Source organism: Streptomyces sp. NPDC002513, assembly GCF_053595355.1.
This window is the reverse complement of the sequence record NZ_JBSFXK010000043.1, coordinates 1-14863: the sequence shown is the minus strand read 5'-3', so window position 1 is coordinate 14863 and position 14863 is coordinate 1. Positions and strand designations below refer to the sequence as shown.

General features: G+C 72.0%; 11 protein-coding genes. 6 read left to right on the top strand and 5 right to left on the bottom strand.

Annotated features, from left to right (window positions below):
• Positions 1 to 82 precede the first annotated feature (82 nt).
• From ACWD5Q_RS24810 to ACWD5Q_RS24800, 3 genes are all read left to right on the top strand, one after another.
• On the top strand, positions 83 to 682 hold the full coding sequence (locus ACWD5Q_RS24810) for an SACE_7040 family transcriptional regulator (protein WP_451429229.1): 600 nt from the start codon (positions 83 to 85) through the stop codon (positions 680 to 682).
• A gap of 113 nt (positions 683 to 795) precedes the next feature.
• Entirely contained in the window at positions 796 to 1953 is a 1158-nt protein-coding gene (locus ACWD5Q_RS24805; RefSeq protein ID WP_451429228.1) for an acyl-CoA dehydrogenase family protein, read from the top strand.
• A gap of 35 nt (positions 1954 to 1988) precedes the next feature.
• Positions 1989 to 2855 (top strand): acyl-CoA thioesterase, encoded by an 867-nt coding sequence (locus tag ACWD5Q_RS24800; RefSeq protein WP_451429227.1) that lies wholly within the window; start codon positions 1989 to 1991, stop codon positions 2853 to 2855.
• Positions 2856 to 2901: 46 nt separating this feature from the next.
• On the opposite strand, the gene ACWD5Q_RS24795 is transcribed toward ACWD5Q_RS24800, so the two are convergent.
• The 4 genes from ACWD5Q_RS24795 to ACWD5Q_RS24780 form a co-directional block, all read right to left on the bottom strand.
• Positions 2902 to 3690: a phosphatase gene (locus ACWD5Q_RS24795; protein WP_451429226.1), complete on the bottom strand. Its 789-nt coding sequence runs from the start codon at positions 3688 to 3690 to the stop codon at positions 2902 to 2904.
• 303 nt (positions 3691 to 3993) lie between these two features.
• Entirely contained in the window at positions 3994 to 5439 is a 1446-nt protein-coding gene (locus tag ACWD5Q_RS24790; RefSeq protein WP_451429225.1) for an aromatic amino acid ammonia-lyase, read from the bottom strand.
• Positions 5439 to 6791, bottom strand: a complete 1353-nt coding sequence (locus ACWD5Q_RS24785; RefSeq protein ID WP_451429224.1) for an MFS transporter — start codon at positions 6789 to 6791, stop codon at positions 5439 to 5441. The genes ACWD5Q_RS24790 and ACWD5Q_RS24785 overlap by 1 nt, the downstream gene beginning before the upstream one ends.
• Positions 6792 to 7124: 333 nt before the next feature.
• Positions 7125 to 8756: a helix-turn-helix domain-containing protein gene (locus ACWD5Q_RS24780; protein ID WP_451429223.1), complete on the bottom strand. Its 1632-nt coding sequence runs from the start codon at positions 8754 to 8756 to the stop codon at positions 7125 to 7127.
• Between the two features lie 225 nt (positions 8757 to 8981).
• Between ACWD5Q_RS24780 and ACWD5Q_RS24775 the strand changes: the two genes are divergently transcribed.
• The 3 genes from ACWD5Q_RS24775 to ACWD5Q_RS24765 all read left to right on the top strand — a co-directional run bounded on the left by ACWD5Q_RS24775 (position 8982) and on the right by ACWD5Q_RS24765 (position 13289).
• Positions 8982 to 10445 (top strand): sodium:solute symporter, encoded by a 1464-nt coding sequence (locus ACWD5Q_RS24775; RefSeq protein WP_451429222.1) that lies wholly within the window; start codon positions 8982 to 8984, stop codon positions 10443 to 10445.
• Positions 10446 to 10548: 103 nt separating this feature from the next.
• A complete protein-coding gene (gene speB, locus ACWD5Q_RS24770; protein WP_451429221.1) occupies positions 10549 to 11556 on the top strand; it encodes an agmatinase in 1008 nt (335 codons plus the stop codon).
• Positions 11553 to 13289, top strand: a complete 1737-nt coding sequence (locus ACWD5Q_RS24765) for a thiamine pyrophosphate-binding protein (RefSeq protein ID WP_451429220.1) — start codon at positions 11553 to 11555, stop codon at positions 13287 to 13289. Before speB ends, ACWD5Q_RS24765 begins: the two co-directional genes overlap by 4 nt.
• A 109-nt stretch (positions 13290 to 13398) precedes the next feature.
• Here the strand turns inward: ACWD5Q_RS24765 and ACWD5Q_RS24760 are convergent, their stop codons facing one another.
• Positions 13399 to 14646: an MFS transporter gene (locus ACWD5Q_RS24760; RefSeq protein WP_451429219.1), complete on the bottom strand. Its 1248-nt coding sequence runs from the start codon at positions 14644 to 14646 to the stop codon at positions 13399 to 13401.
• Positions 14647 to 14863 lie beyond the last annotated feature (217 nt).

Sequence of the window (14863 nt, the reverse complement as noted above, 5' to 3'; positions counted from 1 at the left end):
CGGTCCCCTCACCTTGTTAATGAGCGTTAACGCATTTCCTTCAGGTTAACGACCGCTAACCCGCCTGTCTAGAATTGATTTCATGGCCACCAGAACCGACGCCTCCACCCGCCGTGAGCAGATCCTCAAGGAGGCAGCGCGGCTGTTCGCCGAGCGTGGCTTCCACGGCGTCGGCGTCGACGAGATAGGCGCCGCCGTGGGCATCAGCGGACCGGGTCTGTACCGGCACTTCGCGGGCAAGGACGCCATGCTCGCGGAGCTGCTGGTCGGGATCAGCGGCCAGTTGCTGACCGGGGCGAAGCGGCGCCTGGCGGAGGCCGACGGGGTGGCCGCTCCCGAGGCGGTCCTCGACTCGCTCATCGAGGGGCACATCGACTTCGCGCTCGACGACCGTCCCCTGATCACCTTGCACGACCGTGAGCTGGACCGCCTCCGGGACAGCGACCGCAAGCTGGTCCGGCAGCTCCAGCGGCAGTACGTCGAGCTGTGGGTGGAGGTCCTGTGCGGGGTCTACCCCGAGCTGGCGGAACCGGCGGCCCGCTCGGCGGTCCACCTGGTCTTCGGCCTGCTGAACTCGACCCCGCACCTGGGCCGCCGGGGCCCCCTCCCGAGCCGGGGGGCCACGGCTCGGCTGCTGCACCGCATGGCCCGGGGCGCCTTCGCGGCGGCCGGAGGGCGCTGACGTCGCCGGCGTGACGAGCGTTACCGGGGGACCTCTGGACGCCCGCCCGTACTCGCCGGTACGTTTGATATGAGCAAGCGCTTAGACAGTCAAAGGTACGCGGAGGTGGCGGCGTGCGCCGTACGGTGTTCAACGAGGATCACGAGGCGTTCCGGGAGACCCTGCGCTCCTTCATCGAGGCCGAGGTCGTCCCCGTCTACGACGAGTGGCTCGCCGCCGGCCAGGCGCCGCGCGACTTCTACTACAAGCTCGCCGAGCTGGGCATATTCGGCATTCGCGTCGACGAGGAGTACGGCGGCGCCGGCATCGACTCGTACAAGTTCGAGGCGGTGCTGTACGAGGAGACCGCCCGCGCGGGCGTCACCTTCGGCGGCTCCGGCGTCCACGTGCTGCTCGGCCTGCCGTACATCAAGCTGCTCGCCACCGACGAGCAGAAGAAGCGCTACCTGCCGAAGTTCGTCTCCGGCGAGGAGATGTGGGCCATCGCGATGACCGAGCCGGGCACCGGCTCCGACCTCGCGGGCATGAAGACCACCGCCAAGCTCTCCGAGGACGGCACGCACTACGTCCTCAACGGCGCCAAGACCTTCATCACCGGTGGCGTGCACGCCGACCGCATGATCGTCTGCGCGCGCACCGCCGCGCCCACCGCCGAGGACCGCCGTCACGGCATCTCCCTGTTCGTCGTGGACACCAAGGCCGAGGGCTACTCGGTCGGCCGCAAGCTCGACAAGCTGGGCCTGAAGACCTCCGACACCGCCGAGCTGGCGTTCGTCGACGTCAAGGTGCCCGCCGAGGACCTCCTCGGCGAGGAGAACAAGGGCTTCTCCTACCTCGGCCACAACCTGGCCTCCGAGCGCTGGGGCATCGCCTACGGCGCCTACGCGCAGGCCAAGGCCGCCGTCCGGTTCGCCAAGGAGTACGTCCAGCAGCGCACCGTCTTCGGCCAGCCCGTCGCCGCCTTCCAGAACACCAAGTTCGAGCTCGCCGCCTGCCAGGCCGAGGTGGACGCGGCGGAGGCCGTCGCCGACCGCGCGACGGAGGCCCTCGACGCCGGTGAGCTGACCCCCGCCGAGGCCGCCTCCGCCAAGCTCTTCTGCACCGAGGTCGCCCACCGCGTGATCGACCGCTGCCTCCAGCTGCACGGCGGCTACGGCTTCATGAACGAGTACCCGATCGCCCGCCTGTACGCGGACAACCGGGTCAACCGCATCTACGGCGGCACCAGCGAGATCATGAAGACGATCATCGCCAAGGACATGGGCCTGTAAGCCCCGCGCAACGACCGGCGGATACAACTGACCCCATGAGTCAGGCACTACAGGATCTCCTCGATCTGCTCGACCTGGAGCAGATCGAGGAGAACATCTACCGCGGCCGGTCCCGGTCCGCCGTCGTCCCCCGCGTCTTCGGCGGGCAGGTGGCGGCCCAGGCACTGGTCGCCGCCGGGCGCACGGTCCCCGCGGACCGGCTCGCCCACTCCCTCCACGCGTACTTCCTGCGCGCGGGGGACCCGGGCGCACCCATCGTCTACACCGTCGACCGTCTCCGCGACGGCCGCTCCTTCACCACCCGCCGGGTCGTCGCCGTGCAGCACGGCAAGCCGATCTTCGGGCTGTCCGCGTCGTTCCAGACGTACGAGGAGGGCCTCGACCACCAGGCCCCGATGCCGCCCGCGCCGGACCCGGTCGCCCTGCCCACCTCCGAGGACCGGATGCGCTCCTACGACCACCTCGACCCCCAGGTGGTGGAGCGGTTTCTGGAGGCGCGGGAGGCGATCGACCTGCGCTACGTCGACGCCCCGCCGTACGGGAAGTTCGGCGAGCCGCGCGAGCCGCACTCCCAGGTGTGGTTCCGCACCAACGGCAAACTCGCGGACGACCCGCTGCTGCACGTGGTCCTCGCGACCTACGTCTCCGACATGACGCTCCTCGACTCCGTGCTGCTCGCGCACGGGCGCGGCGGCTGGGCCGTCGGCGATGTCGTCGGGGCCTCCCTGGACCACGCGATGTGGTTCCACCGTCCGTTCCGGGCCGACGAGTGGCTGCTCTACGACCAGGAGTCCCCCTCCGCGTACGGCGGCCGGGGCCTCGGCCAGGCCCGTATCTACACACAGGACGGCCGGCTGGCGATCTCGGTGATCCAGGAGGGCGTGGTCCGCGTCCCGAGGTGACGGTGGAGCGGGCCGAGGCCACGCCCCGGCCCGGCCTGACGGTCCGTCAGGCCAGCCCCGCCGCGTTCAGCAGGTAGGCCGTCAGCGGGTCGTAGTGGCGGGGGCTGGTGACGTGGTCGTCGAGGGGGACCGTCACCTGGACGGTCCCCTCGGCCTCCGCCAGGAACAGGGCCGGGTCGTTGCAGTCGGCGTAGCCGACGGAGTCGACACCCGACTGGCCCGCGCGGCCCGCCCAGCCGTGGTCGGCGACGACCAGGTCGGGCAGCGGGCGGCCCGCCGCCTCGAGGGCCCTCAGGATCGCGCGCATCGGCTCGCCGGAGTGCGTGTGCCACAGGGTGGCGCCGTGCTCCAGCATGGCCACGTCCGCGAACTGCATGACGTACCCCTCGTCCGTCTGCAGCCCGTCCGGGATGACCACGATCTCGCACCCGGCGGCGCGCAGGGCGGCCGCGGTGGCGCGGTGGACGTCGAGGAGCCCGCCGGGGTGGCCGGTGGCCAGCAGCACGCGCTGCTCGCCGGCGGCGGCCTTGCGCAGGCGGGCCGCCAGGCGGTCCAGCGCGTCGACGGTCAGGTCGGGGTCGATGGTGTCCTGGCCGTAGCGGTACTCGGGGTCGTCGTGGACGCCGCAGCGCTCCGCCATGACCGCGAGCACGTCCTGCTCGTCGGTCCAGCGGTCGCCCAGTTCCAGGCCGAGCCAGAAATTGCGGTCGCCGTTCGCGAGTTTGCGGTAGTGGGAGAGGTTGTTCTCACGGGGCGTGGCGACGTCGCCCGCGATACGGGTCCGTACGAGGTGGTCGACGAGCTCGGCGCGGCTGGGGGTCCCGGGTATCGGCATGGGACCCATTGTGCCGTCGCGCTCCGCCGGGCCGGCCGGTCTTGCGCACCGTGGGACGTGCGTCACTTAGAGCTCCGAACAAAATGGGAGTCCGATCAGCTCGCGGCGTCTGGTGCGTGCGATCGCAAGGCGCCGGAAGGTCCTCGTAGCGGAGCTACTAGGGCCTTCCGGCAACGCCGCGAGCGTGCGTGCCAGGCGTCGCGAGCCGGGCGCCCATTTCGTTCGGAGCTCTTAGGTGCCGAGTGCACTCCTTCCCCGGGCGCGTGGACCGGCGGACCGCTCCTTCGTCGCAGTCGGCTGACGTCAGTCGCCGGCCAGCAGCGCCGCCGCCGCCTCCACGTCCGCCGTGAGATTGCGGTCGGCGACGGACGGGTCGAGTCGATCGGCCGCGCGGTCGTAGAAGTGGCGCAGTTCGCCGTCGCCCGTCGGCACGAGGCCGCGCAGCCGCAGCGCGCGGACCGCCGCGACCAGTTCACAGGCCAGTACGAGCGTGAAGTGCTCCACCGACTCCAGCAGCCGCCGGGCACCGGTGGAGGCGAAGCTCGCGTGCTCCTCCACCCCGCGCGATATCACCGCGTGGCCGAGCGTGACCGGCTGTGCGGCCCCGCGCAGTTCGGCCAGTGCGGACTGCGCCGCGTACTCGGTGATCATGATTCCGCTGCTGCCGTGCTCGTCCTCGGCGAGGAAGGGCGGCAAGCCCGTGAAGGCCGGTTCGACCAGGATGCCCAGCCGGGTCGTGGACAGCTCCGCGGTGCCCAGCAGCCCCAGCCGGAACTGGTCGAGGGCCAGGCCCAGCCGGGCCAGGTGAAAGCCGCCGTGGTGGTGGTAGTCCTCCGCATCCGCGTTGAGCAGCGGGTTCTCCACGGCGGCGTTGATCTCGACGGAGAGCACCTGGTCCAGCGCCGACCAGGCGTCCAGCGCCGCGCCGTGCACCTGCGGGAGGCAGCGCAGACCGAAGGGGTCCTGCACCAGCGGCGCGTCCCAGTCCGCCGGGTCCAGCAGCTCTCGCATCCGCGCCGCGAGCAGTTGCGCGCCCGGGTGCGGGCGAAGCTCGTGCACGTACTCGGCGTACGGTTCGGTGGAGCCGCGCAGCGCGGTCAGGGTCAGCGCGGCGACCAGCGGCACCCGGTCGAGCAGCAGCCGCAGATCGGTGGCGGCGAGCGCGGACTGCCCGATGGTCAGCGCGCCGCTGGACATCAGAGGCAGCGCGTCCCAGCGGCTGAGCGCCAGCGGCGCGGGAGCCGGTCCGGAGCCGCCGTGCCAGGGCAGCTCGCCCGCCAGCGTGAGGCCGAGCTCCCCGAGCGCGGTGAGGTCTCCGGTGCCTATCGCGCCCAGGGCGTGCACGGTGGGCAGGTGACCGCTGCTCAGTGCCTCGGCGATACGGTCCAGCACCGCGACGTCGATCGCCGACCCGCCGCGCAGGAGCTGGTTCAGCCGGACCGCGAGCATTGCCCGGGTCTGTTCGTCCGGCACCACCGGGCCGATACCGCCGCTGTGGCTGCGCAGCAGCCGCATCCCGAAGGTGTCCACGGCGGAGTCCGGGACGGTCGCCGTCCGGTTGGCGCCCACGCCCGTGGTGTAGCCGTAGACCCGGCGGCGCGCGGTGGTCCGCCGGGCGATCTCCCGGGCCTCGCGCACCCGCTCGCGGGCCTTCGGGTCGAGCAAGGGCAGCGTCTCGCCCCGGGCGAGGGAAGAGACCTGGGCGGCGCTGAGCGACCGGCCGTCGAGAGTGAGGTGAGTGTGCGTCATCAGTGGTGCCACTCCCCGGCAGTGAGCGTGTCTCGGGTTTCCGGCGCCCAGGCCAGGCTGACGACCGTGCCCAACAGCAGCACGAGCGCCATCCAGCCCATCGACCAGCCCACGCCCAGCCGGCTCAGGCTGACCGGCAGGACGAAGGTGCCGATCGCGGAGGCGACCCGACTGGTGCCGTTGAGGAAGCCGACGCCGGAGCCGCGCAGCGCGGTGGGGAACAGTTCGGGCGGGTAGACCTGGGTGATGTTGGACGCCCCGGCCATCACGAAGGTGTAGATCAGGAACGGGACCATGAGCACCCAGCCGGAGGAGCCGCTGAACACGGCCATGGCCGCCAGACACGCTGTGAGGATCGCGAAGGTGCCGATGGTGAACGGCCTCCGGCCCATCCGCTGCACCGGCCACAGCCCGATCACGCCGCCCAGCAGCAGAGCCAGGTTGAGCACCAGATTCTGGGTGTCGGCGTCGGCGATGTGCAGGGTTCCCAGGATCTGCGACATGAAGGTGTAGATCGCGAAGTACGGCAGCACCTGGGCGCTGTAGAAGATCACGCCGAACCATGTCCTGGCGGCCTGGCCGCGGGCGAAGAGCTCGCGGTAGCGGGCGGCCGGCGGCTGTTCGGCGGCCGCGGCCCGCACCTCCTCGGCGGTGACCTCGCACTGACCGAGGTACCTGCGGCGGATCTCCGCGGCCTCGGCGGCACGGCCGCGGGCGGCCAGCCAGCTAGGGGACTCCGGGATGCCGATCCGCAGCACGAGAACCAGCAGGGCGGGCAGCGCCCCGCTGGCCAGCAGCCAGTGCGCGGCACTGTCGGTGATCGGGATGTAGGTGCCGAGGATGTTGGCCAGTACGTAGCCGACAGTCCACAGCACGGTGAGCGAGCCCAGCAGAACGCCGCGCAGGCGGCGGGGTGCGAACTCGGAGAGGAGGGTCGGGCCGACGGCGTAGTCGGCCCCCAGACCGAAGCCGATCACCAGGCGCAGCAGGAAGAGGACCAGCGGGCTGTGGGCCCAGAACTGGGCGGCGGACGCGATCGCGATCAGGACGAAGTTGTAGAGGTACAGCTTCTGGCGACCGATGACGTCCGCCACCCGTCCGAGCAGGATGCTTCCGAAGAACAGACCGATCAGCGCGGAGGCGCCGAGCAGCCCCTGCCAGACACCCGACAGGTGCATGGTCGTGTCGAGGGCAGGCAGGACCGCGCCGATGACCCCGAGGGCGTAGCCGTCGGAGAAGTTCGCCCCGAAGGTGGTCGCCGTCACCCTGAGGTGGAAGCGGGTGAGCGGCTCCGCCGCGGCCGTCACGGCCCCGCTCTCTTGTGTCCCTTGCGCTTCCACGTCTGTCGCCATGCGCGCCTCCCGGCAGCTGGGGTGTTGGGGTGGCGACAGCATGCATGAATCAATGCGCTCAAACAAGAGTTGGATGAAGATTCCCATTCATCGAGATGCCGAGCCCTACGGTTTCCTGGCTGTGGGGATGTCTCGCGTGGCGATGGGGTGATGGGCACGGCGTGGTCGGCCCGAGTGCCGGCTCCGGATCGGCGGCCAGCCGTCCCACCTCAACTCATGGGAATTCCAAGGACGTTGCGATCCAGTGAGTTGATCAGGTCGCGAGCACATCGGCGAGCCGCTCGACCGGGGTTTCCCAGCCGAACGTGGTGCGTGGGCTGTCGGGCCCGTCTCTCAGCCCTGCCCTCTCTGCTGCAACGCGAACCACAGTTCCATCCGTACGTCCGGGTCGTCCAGGTCCGCTTCCAGCAGCGCCGCACAGCGGGCGATGCGCTGGCGCACCGTGTTGCGGTGGACCGACAGGGCGATGGCCGTGCGGTCCCAGCTCCCGTGCAGGGAGAGCCAGGTGCGCAGGGTCTCGACGAGGGCGGGCGCCCCGGCGACCGGCGCGAGCAGGGTGCGGGCGTGCAGCTCGGCCTGCCCGGCCGGGACCAGGTCGGCCAGACCCGTACGTTCGCCGTGGCGCACCAGCGGCGCACGGGTCGCACGGGCGCGGGCCAGGGCCCGGGCCGCCTGGGTGTCGGCGGCGGGCCAGTCGCCCGGGAGGACCGCGGCGCTCACGCCGAGGGTCCAGCCGGGGAGCGGGTCCGGTTCCCGGTCGGCCGGGACGAGGACCCGTACGACCCCGGCACCGAGGTCGACCAGCGGGGACCCGAGCGCGGCGCCGAGCGCGGAGGCGGCCACGGCGTCGTGCGGACCGGTGCCGCCCGGACGCCCGGGCTCCCCGCTCCCGGGAGTCCGGGCGTCCAGGAGGGCGTGCACGACGGTCCACCGCCCGTCTCCGAGCAGCGGTGCGACCGCCTCCGGCGCGTCGCCCAGCAGCAGCCGTACGAGCGCCGACGTACGTGCCGCGCCCGCGCCGCTCTGGTGCTCCCCGGTCAGCAGGGAGAGGAGGACCGCGGCGACCGAGACGATGGTGTGGTCCCCCGGATCGCGCCGGGTGGAGGCGACCCCGAGGACGAAGCCCTGGGCCGGGCCGAGCGCATAGGCGGCGAGATGCGTCCCGGCGACGGTCTCGGCGGCGGACGACGGGGCGGGGCGGGCCCGGCCCGAACCCGTGGCCGTGCCCGGCTGGGACGCGCCGGCCGGGGGCCAGGGCGCGGTGCCGGCGGGCCGTACGACCCGGGCCAGCCGCGCCATCGCCTCCCGCGGCTCGCCCTCCGGCTCCCGTCCCGCCGCCGCGATCTGCGTCCCGTCCGGGCCGTAGAGCACCGCCCAGCCCGCCACCCGCTGGGCGAGCTGCCGCAGGACCGAGGGCACCGGGTCCGGGCGGGCCGCCGCCGCGGCCAGGCTCTGCTGGGCCTCCGTGACACGGCGCAGCTCCGCGAGGCGGGCCTGGGCCATCAGCTGCCACACCGCCCGGGCCACGCCCGAGAAGGTCGTCTGCGGCGGGACCTCCAGCAGTGGCAGCCCCTGGCGGTCGCAGGCCTCCACCAGCGCTCGCGGCACCCTCTCGTGCACCGGCGCCAGACCGAAACCGAGCGCCACGCCGCCCGCCGACACGATCCGGGAGACGTAGTCGTCGAAGTACTCCCCCCATCCCGCGTCCGCCCGGCCGGGGACGGCCCCGTCGGAGCCGGCCGCCTCGGGGATCTGCACGCCCGCCGTCAGCAGCAGCTCACCGCCCAGCAGATACGGATAGGGGTCCGCCATCTCCGAGGTGTGCGCCCCGTGGATCACGAGGTCGGGACCGGCCGGCCCGGCGATCTGCCGCAGGGCCAGGTCCTCCCGGGCGAGCAGGGCCGACAGCGGCACCGGCGGCGTGGGGGGTACCGCAGGCGCGGCCGGGGGCGATGGGTCCGGCATGGTGGACGGTTCCTCCATTCCACTCGGTTCAGATGGATGAAACGTACACTTCAGAGTCGCTTTCCGGCCACCTAATGTCTCTCCAGACCGGCAACCGCGGGTACGGGCGGATGTCCCCGCGAACCACTGCCGTCAGTGCCGGTCGGCCCCCGCAAGCCGACCGCGTCCCCGAAGAAACCCATCTGCACGACACGCCACCGGACAGTGCGCGAAGGAGGGCCCCACATGGCCGTCGACTACACAGTGATCGTCCTCTATCTGGCCGGCATGCTGGCCATGGGCTGGTGGGGCATGCGCCGCGCCAAGTCCAAGAGCGACTTCCTCGTCGCGGGGCGCCGCCTGGGGCCCGCGATGTACTCCGGCACCATGGCCGCGATCGTCCTCGGCGGCGCGTCCACCATCGGCGGCGTCGGCCTCGGCTACCGGTACGGGCTCTCCGGCGCCTGGATGGTGTTCACCATCGGCCTCGGACTGCTCGCCCTGTCCGTCTTCTTCTCCGCGCGCATCGCCCGCCTGAAGGTCTACACCGTCTCCGAGATGCTCGACCTCCGCTACGGCGGCCGGGCCGGTCTGATCTCGGGCGTGGTCATGTGGGCGTACACGCTGATGCTCGCGGTCACCTCGACCATCGCCTACGCCACCATCTTCGACGTCCTCTTCGACATGAACCGGACCCTCGCGATCATCCTGGGCGGCTCGATCGTCGTCGCGTACTCGACGCTCGGCGGCATGTGGTCCATCACGCTGACCGACATGGTGCAGTTCGTGGTGAAGACCATCGGCGTCCTGCTCCTGCTGCTGCCCATCGCGGTCGTCCGGGCCGGCGGCTTCAGCGAGATGAAGGCCAAGCTGCCGACCTCGTACTTCGACCCGCTGGGCATCGGCGGCGAGACGATCTTCACCTATGTCCTCATCTACACGTTCGGCATGCTGATCGGGCAGGACATCTGGCAGCGCGTGTTCACCGCCCGCAGCGACACGACGGCCAAGTGGGGCGGCACGGTGGCCGGCACCTACTGCCTGGCGTACGCGCTCGCCGGCGCGGTCATCGGCACCGCCGCCAAGGTGCTGTACCCGAAGCTGGGCAGCCCGGACGACGCGTTCGCGACCATCGTCAAGCAGGAACTCCCCATCGGCGTACGGGGATTGGTGCTCGCCGCGGCCCTCGCCGCGGTGATGTCGACCTCGTCCGGCGCGCTCATCGCGTGTGCGACCGTCGCCAACAACGACATCTGGTCCCGGCTGCGCGGTGCCGTGCGCCGCGACGGGGACGAGGCGCACGACGAGGTCAGGGGCAACCGCGCCTTCATCCTCCTCATGGGGGTCGCCGTGATCGGTACGGCCATCGCGCTGAACAACGTGGTCGAGGCGCTGACCGTCGCGTACAACCTGCTCGTCGGCGGCCTGCTGGTGCCGATCCTCGGCGGACTGCTGTGGAAGCGCGGCACCGCACAGGGCGCTCTCGCCTCCGTCGCCGTCGGCGGTCTCTCCGTCATCGCCCTGATGGCGACCTACGGCATCCTCGCCAACGAGCCCGTCTACTACGGGCTGCTGGCCTCGCTGGCGGCGTACGTCGTGGTGTCGCTGGTGACGAAGCCGACCGAGGAGCACGTGCTGGCCGCCTGGCGCGAGCGGCTCGCGGGCCGCGGCGCGCCGGCCGTGGAGGAGCCCGCGGCGGTGGGCGCCTAGGCGATGCTTCGGTCCGGCCGCCGCACGGTGGCCGGACCGTGCGGGTCCCCTCCCGGGGCCCGCGACACTGGAGGAAACACGCATGACCCGGAGGAGTCCGACGATGAGCAGCACCGACAACCCCGCAGCAGGCGCCGGCCGACCCCGCGGACCCGTCGACTCGTCCCGCGTCCCGCGGTACGCGGGCCCCGCGACCTTCGCCCGGCTGCCCCGCCTCGACGAGGTCGGCACCGCGGATGTCGCGGTGGTCGGTGTGCCCTTCGACTCGGGGGTCTCCTACCGCCCCGGCGCCCGCTTCGGCGGCAACGCCATCCGTGAGGCCTCCCGCCTGCTGCGCCCGTACAACCCGGCGCAGGACGCCTCCCCCTTCGCGCTCGCGCAGGTCGCGGACGGCGGCGACATCGCGGTGAACCCGTTCCACATCAACGAGGCCGTGGAGACCATCGAGGCCGCCGCCGACGAACTGCTCGGCACGGGCGCCCGCCTGATGACGCTCGGCGGCGACCACACCATCGCCCTGCCGCTGCTGCGGTCCGTCGCCAAGAAGCACGGCCCGGTGGCCCTGCTCCACTTCGACGCCCACCTCGACACCTGGGACACCTACTTCGGCGCCGAGTACACCCACGGCACCCCGTTCCGCCGTGCCGTCGAGGAGGGCATCCTCGACACCTCGGCGCTCTCCCACGTCGGCACCCGCGGCCCGCTGTACGGCAAGCAGGACCTCACCGACGACGAGAAGATGGGCTTCGGCATCGTCACCTCCGCCGACGTCTACCGGCGCGGCGCGGACGAGGTCGCCGACCAGCTCCGCCAGCGCATCGGCGACCGCCCGCTGTACATCTCCATCGACATCGACTGCCTGGACCCGGCGCACGCCCCCGGCACCGGCACCCCCGAGGCCGGCGGCATGACCTCGCGCGAGCTCCTGGAGATCCTGCGCGGCCTCGCGTCCTGCAACCTGGTCTCGGCGGACGTCGTCGAGGTGGCGCCCGCGTACGACCACGCGGAGATCACGTCGGTGGCCGCCTCCCACACCGCCTACGAGCTGACGACCATCATGACCCGCCAGATCGCGGCCGCCCGCGCCGGTGAGGAGACCGAGACCAAGTGACCCACGACCACGACCTGGTCCTCCGTCCGACGGCGGCCCAGACCGAGGCCGCGCTGAACCCTCCCACCCGTCGCCCGGCCACCACCCCTCAAGGAGGCGCTTCGCGCCCGGTGATGACTGGCCGCAACGGCGGAGATCTGGTCGTGGAGACCCTGACCGGGCTGGGCGCGACGACCGTCTTCGGCCTGCCCGGCCAGCACGCGCTCGGCATGTTCGACGCGCTGCGCCGCTCCACGCTGCGGTACGTGGGCCTGCGGGTGGAGAACAACGCGGGCTTCGCGGCGGACGCGTACGGCCGGATCACGGGCGAGGCCGCCCCGCTCCTCCTCTCGACGGGTCCCGGCGCGCTGACGTCCCTGGCCGCGCTCCAGGAAGCGGCCGCCGCCTCGGCGCCCGTGCTGGCGATCGGCAGCCAGATCCCGGCCGCGGGCCTGGGCGGGGGCCGCCACGGCTATCTGCACGAACTGCCCGACCAGGCGGCCTCGTTCCGGGGCGTGGTCAAGTCGGTCCACACGGTCCGTACGCAGTCGCAGATCCCGTCCGCGATCGCCGAGGCCTGGCGGTCGGCGCTGACGGCTCCGCACGGGCCGGTGTGGGTGGAGATCCCGCAGGACGTACTGCTCGCGGAGACGAGCCTGCCGGTGGTCACGGCGATGGACGCGGCCCCCGAGGACCTGCCGCCGCGCCCCGAACTGACCGCCCTGGCCGCGGACCTGCTGTCGAAGGCGTCGCGTCCGGCGATCATCGCGGGCGGGGGAGTGGTCCGGGCGGACGCCGCGGGCAAACTCCTCCAGCTCGCCGAGAAACTGGACGCCCCCGTCGTCACCACCTTCGGCGGCAAGGGCGCCTTCCCCTGGGAGCACCCCCTGTCCCTCCAGTCCTGGCTGGAGGACCGGCACACGACGGACTTCTTGGAGGACGCGGACGTCCTGCTGGTGGTCGGCTCGGGCCTGGGCGAACTGTCCTCGAACTACCACACGTTCACGCCGCGCGGCCGGGTGATCCAGATCGAGGCGGACCTCGGCAAGCTGGAGTCCAACCACCCCGCCCTGGGCATCCACGCGGACGCGCGCCTGGCGGTGCAGGCGCTGCTGGAGACGGCACCGGTACGCGAGGACGCGACGGCCCCCGAGCGCGTGCGGGCGCTGCTGGCGCGGGTCGCCGAGCGGATCGCGTCCCAGGAACTCACCCTGGAACAGCGGCTGCTGACGTCGGTGCGGCGCGCCCTGCCCGCCGACTCCCCGTCCTTCTGGGACATGACGATCCTGGCGTACTGGGCGTGGTCGGCGTTCGACCCGCGCGGGACGAACACGATGCACTCGGCGCAGGGCGCGGGCGGCCTCGGCTACGGCTTCCCGGCCGCGCTCGGCGCCGCCGCGGCCGACCCCACGCGCCCGGTCCTCGCGGTCTCGGGCGACGGCGGAGCCCTGTACTCCATCGCCGAGCTGGCGACGGCCAGGCAGTACGACCTGAACGTGACCTGGCTGATCGTCGACGACGGCGGCTACGGCATCCTGCGCGAGTACATGACGGACGCCTTCGGCCAGGCCACGGCGACGGAGCTGACCCGCCCGGACTACGTGGCCCTGGCGGAGTCGTTCGGCGTCCCGGGCCTCCGTACGACCCCGGAGACCTTGGAGGAGGACCTGACGAACGCCCTCGCCCAGCCGGGCCCCTCGGTGGTCGTCCTCCCGGCGGTCCTGCGCATGTTCGCCCCGACGCACCTGGACTGAGGGTTCTGAGTCACCCGGCCCTTGCCGGCGGTGTGCATGGTCGGCCGACGCGGACACGCATCGGCGGACGAGCTGCGGCCTGCGGGCTTCAGCGGCGAGCCGGGGCGTGTCATGCGTGGCTACGGTCCAGCTCCGGCTCGTGCTGCGGCGTGCGGTCGTGCCGGGGAAGCAGGAGCGGGGTGGCCAGGATGAGCAGTCCCGCGACCGTGAGGGCGGTGCGCGGGCTGGTGACGTCGGCGAGCAGCCCGGCGAGCGCGGTGAGGACGGCGATGGACGCCTGCTGGCCGATCGACCAGGCCGACAGGGTGCGGGCGACGAGATGCCTGGGGGTCTGTTCGAGCCGGTAGGTGGCGAGCACCGGGGTGTACAGGCTCATGTTGATGATGATCGCCAGCTCGACGGCCATCACGGTGACGAGACCGACGACGCCGGGACGGACGAAGGCCAGGCCGATCAGCCAGATGGCGCGCAGGGTGCCGACGGTGCGGAAGACCCGGTGCCGGCCGTAGCGGGCCACGACACGGCGGGCCAGCCGGGAGCCGATGAGTCCGCCGAGACAGGGGGCGGCGAAGGCGAGGCCGTACTGCCAGGGCGGGAACCCGAGCTGGCGGAGGAGGAGCACGGCCAGCAGCGGCTCGGTGGCCATGATCAGACCGGAGACGAGCATGTTGTTGAGGTAGAGCGCCCGCAGACCGGGATGGCCCATGATGTGCCGCCAGCCGTCAAGGACTGCGCCCGCCCGGACCGGGCTTTTGCCGGTCGGTTGCGGCGCCGCTTCTTCCCGGCCTCGGATCGCGGTGATGCTGAGCGCGGAGAGCAGGTAGCTGAGCGCGTCGGCCACCACGGTGGCGACCGGCCCGAACAAGCCGATCGCCGCCCCGCCCAGCGGCGGCCCGACCGCGATGGAGCTCCAGTTCGTGGACTCGAACCGCGCGTTGGCCACCAGCAGGTCATCCGGCCGGACGAGGGCCTTGAGGTAGGCGCCACTGGCCGCGTTGAAGGCGATCTTGGCCGCGGCGACCACGGCCGAGACCACGAGCAACTGGACGAAACCGAGCCAACCGAAGGCGTAGGCGACCGGGATCGTCGCCATGACCGCGAACCGGGTCAGGTCCATCGCGATCATGACCGGGCGCTTGCGCCGGAACTCCACCCACGGCGCGAGCGGCAGCGCGATCAGCGCGCCCACCGCCGGCCCCACCGCGGACAGCGCGGACACCTCGGCGGGGCCGGCATGCAACGCCAGCACGGCGATCAGCGGGAACGCCCCGAACCCCAGCCCGGACCCGTAGGCGCTCACCGCATACGCCGTCCACAGCCAGCCGAACTGCCGGCCCAACGGTCTCCTGCCCACCATGCTCAGCACGCCCCCTTTGATGTCCCACCCGAACAGACCGACCTTGACCAGGGAGAGCTAAGCGAGCAGCACAACAGCAGGTCAAACAACCGACCTGCCAGCGGTTCACAACCATCCGTTGTTCACTAAGAACTCCTAACAGAATGCTGCAACTCGCCTCGGAATGAAGGGGTCTGATGACTTGTTAGCCTGCACATGAGAAGGGGTGAGCGGCCGC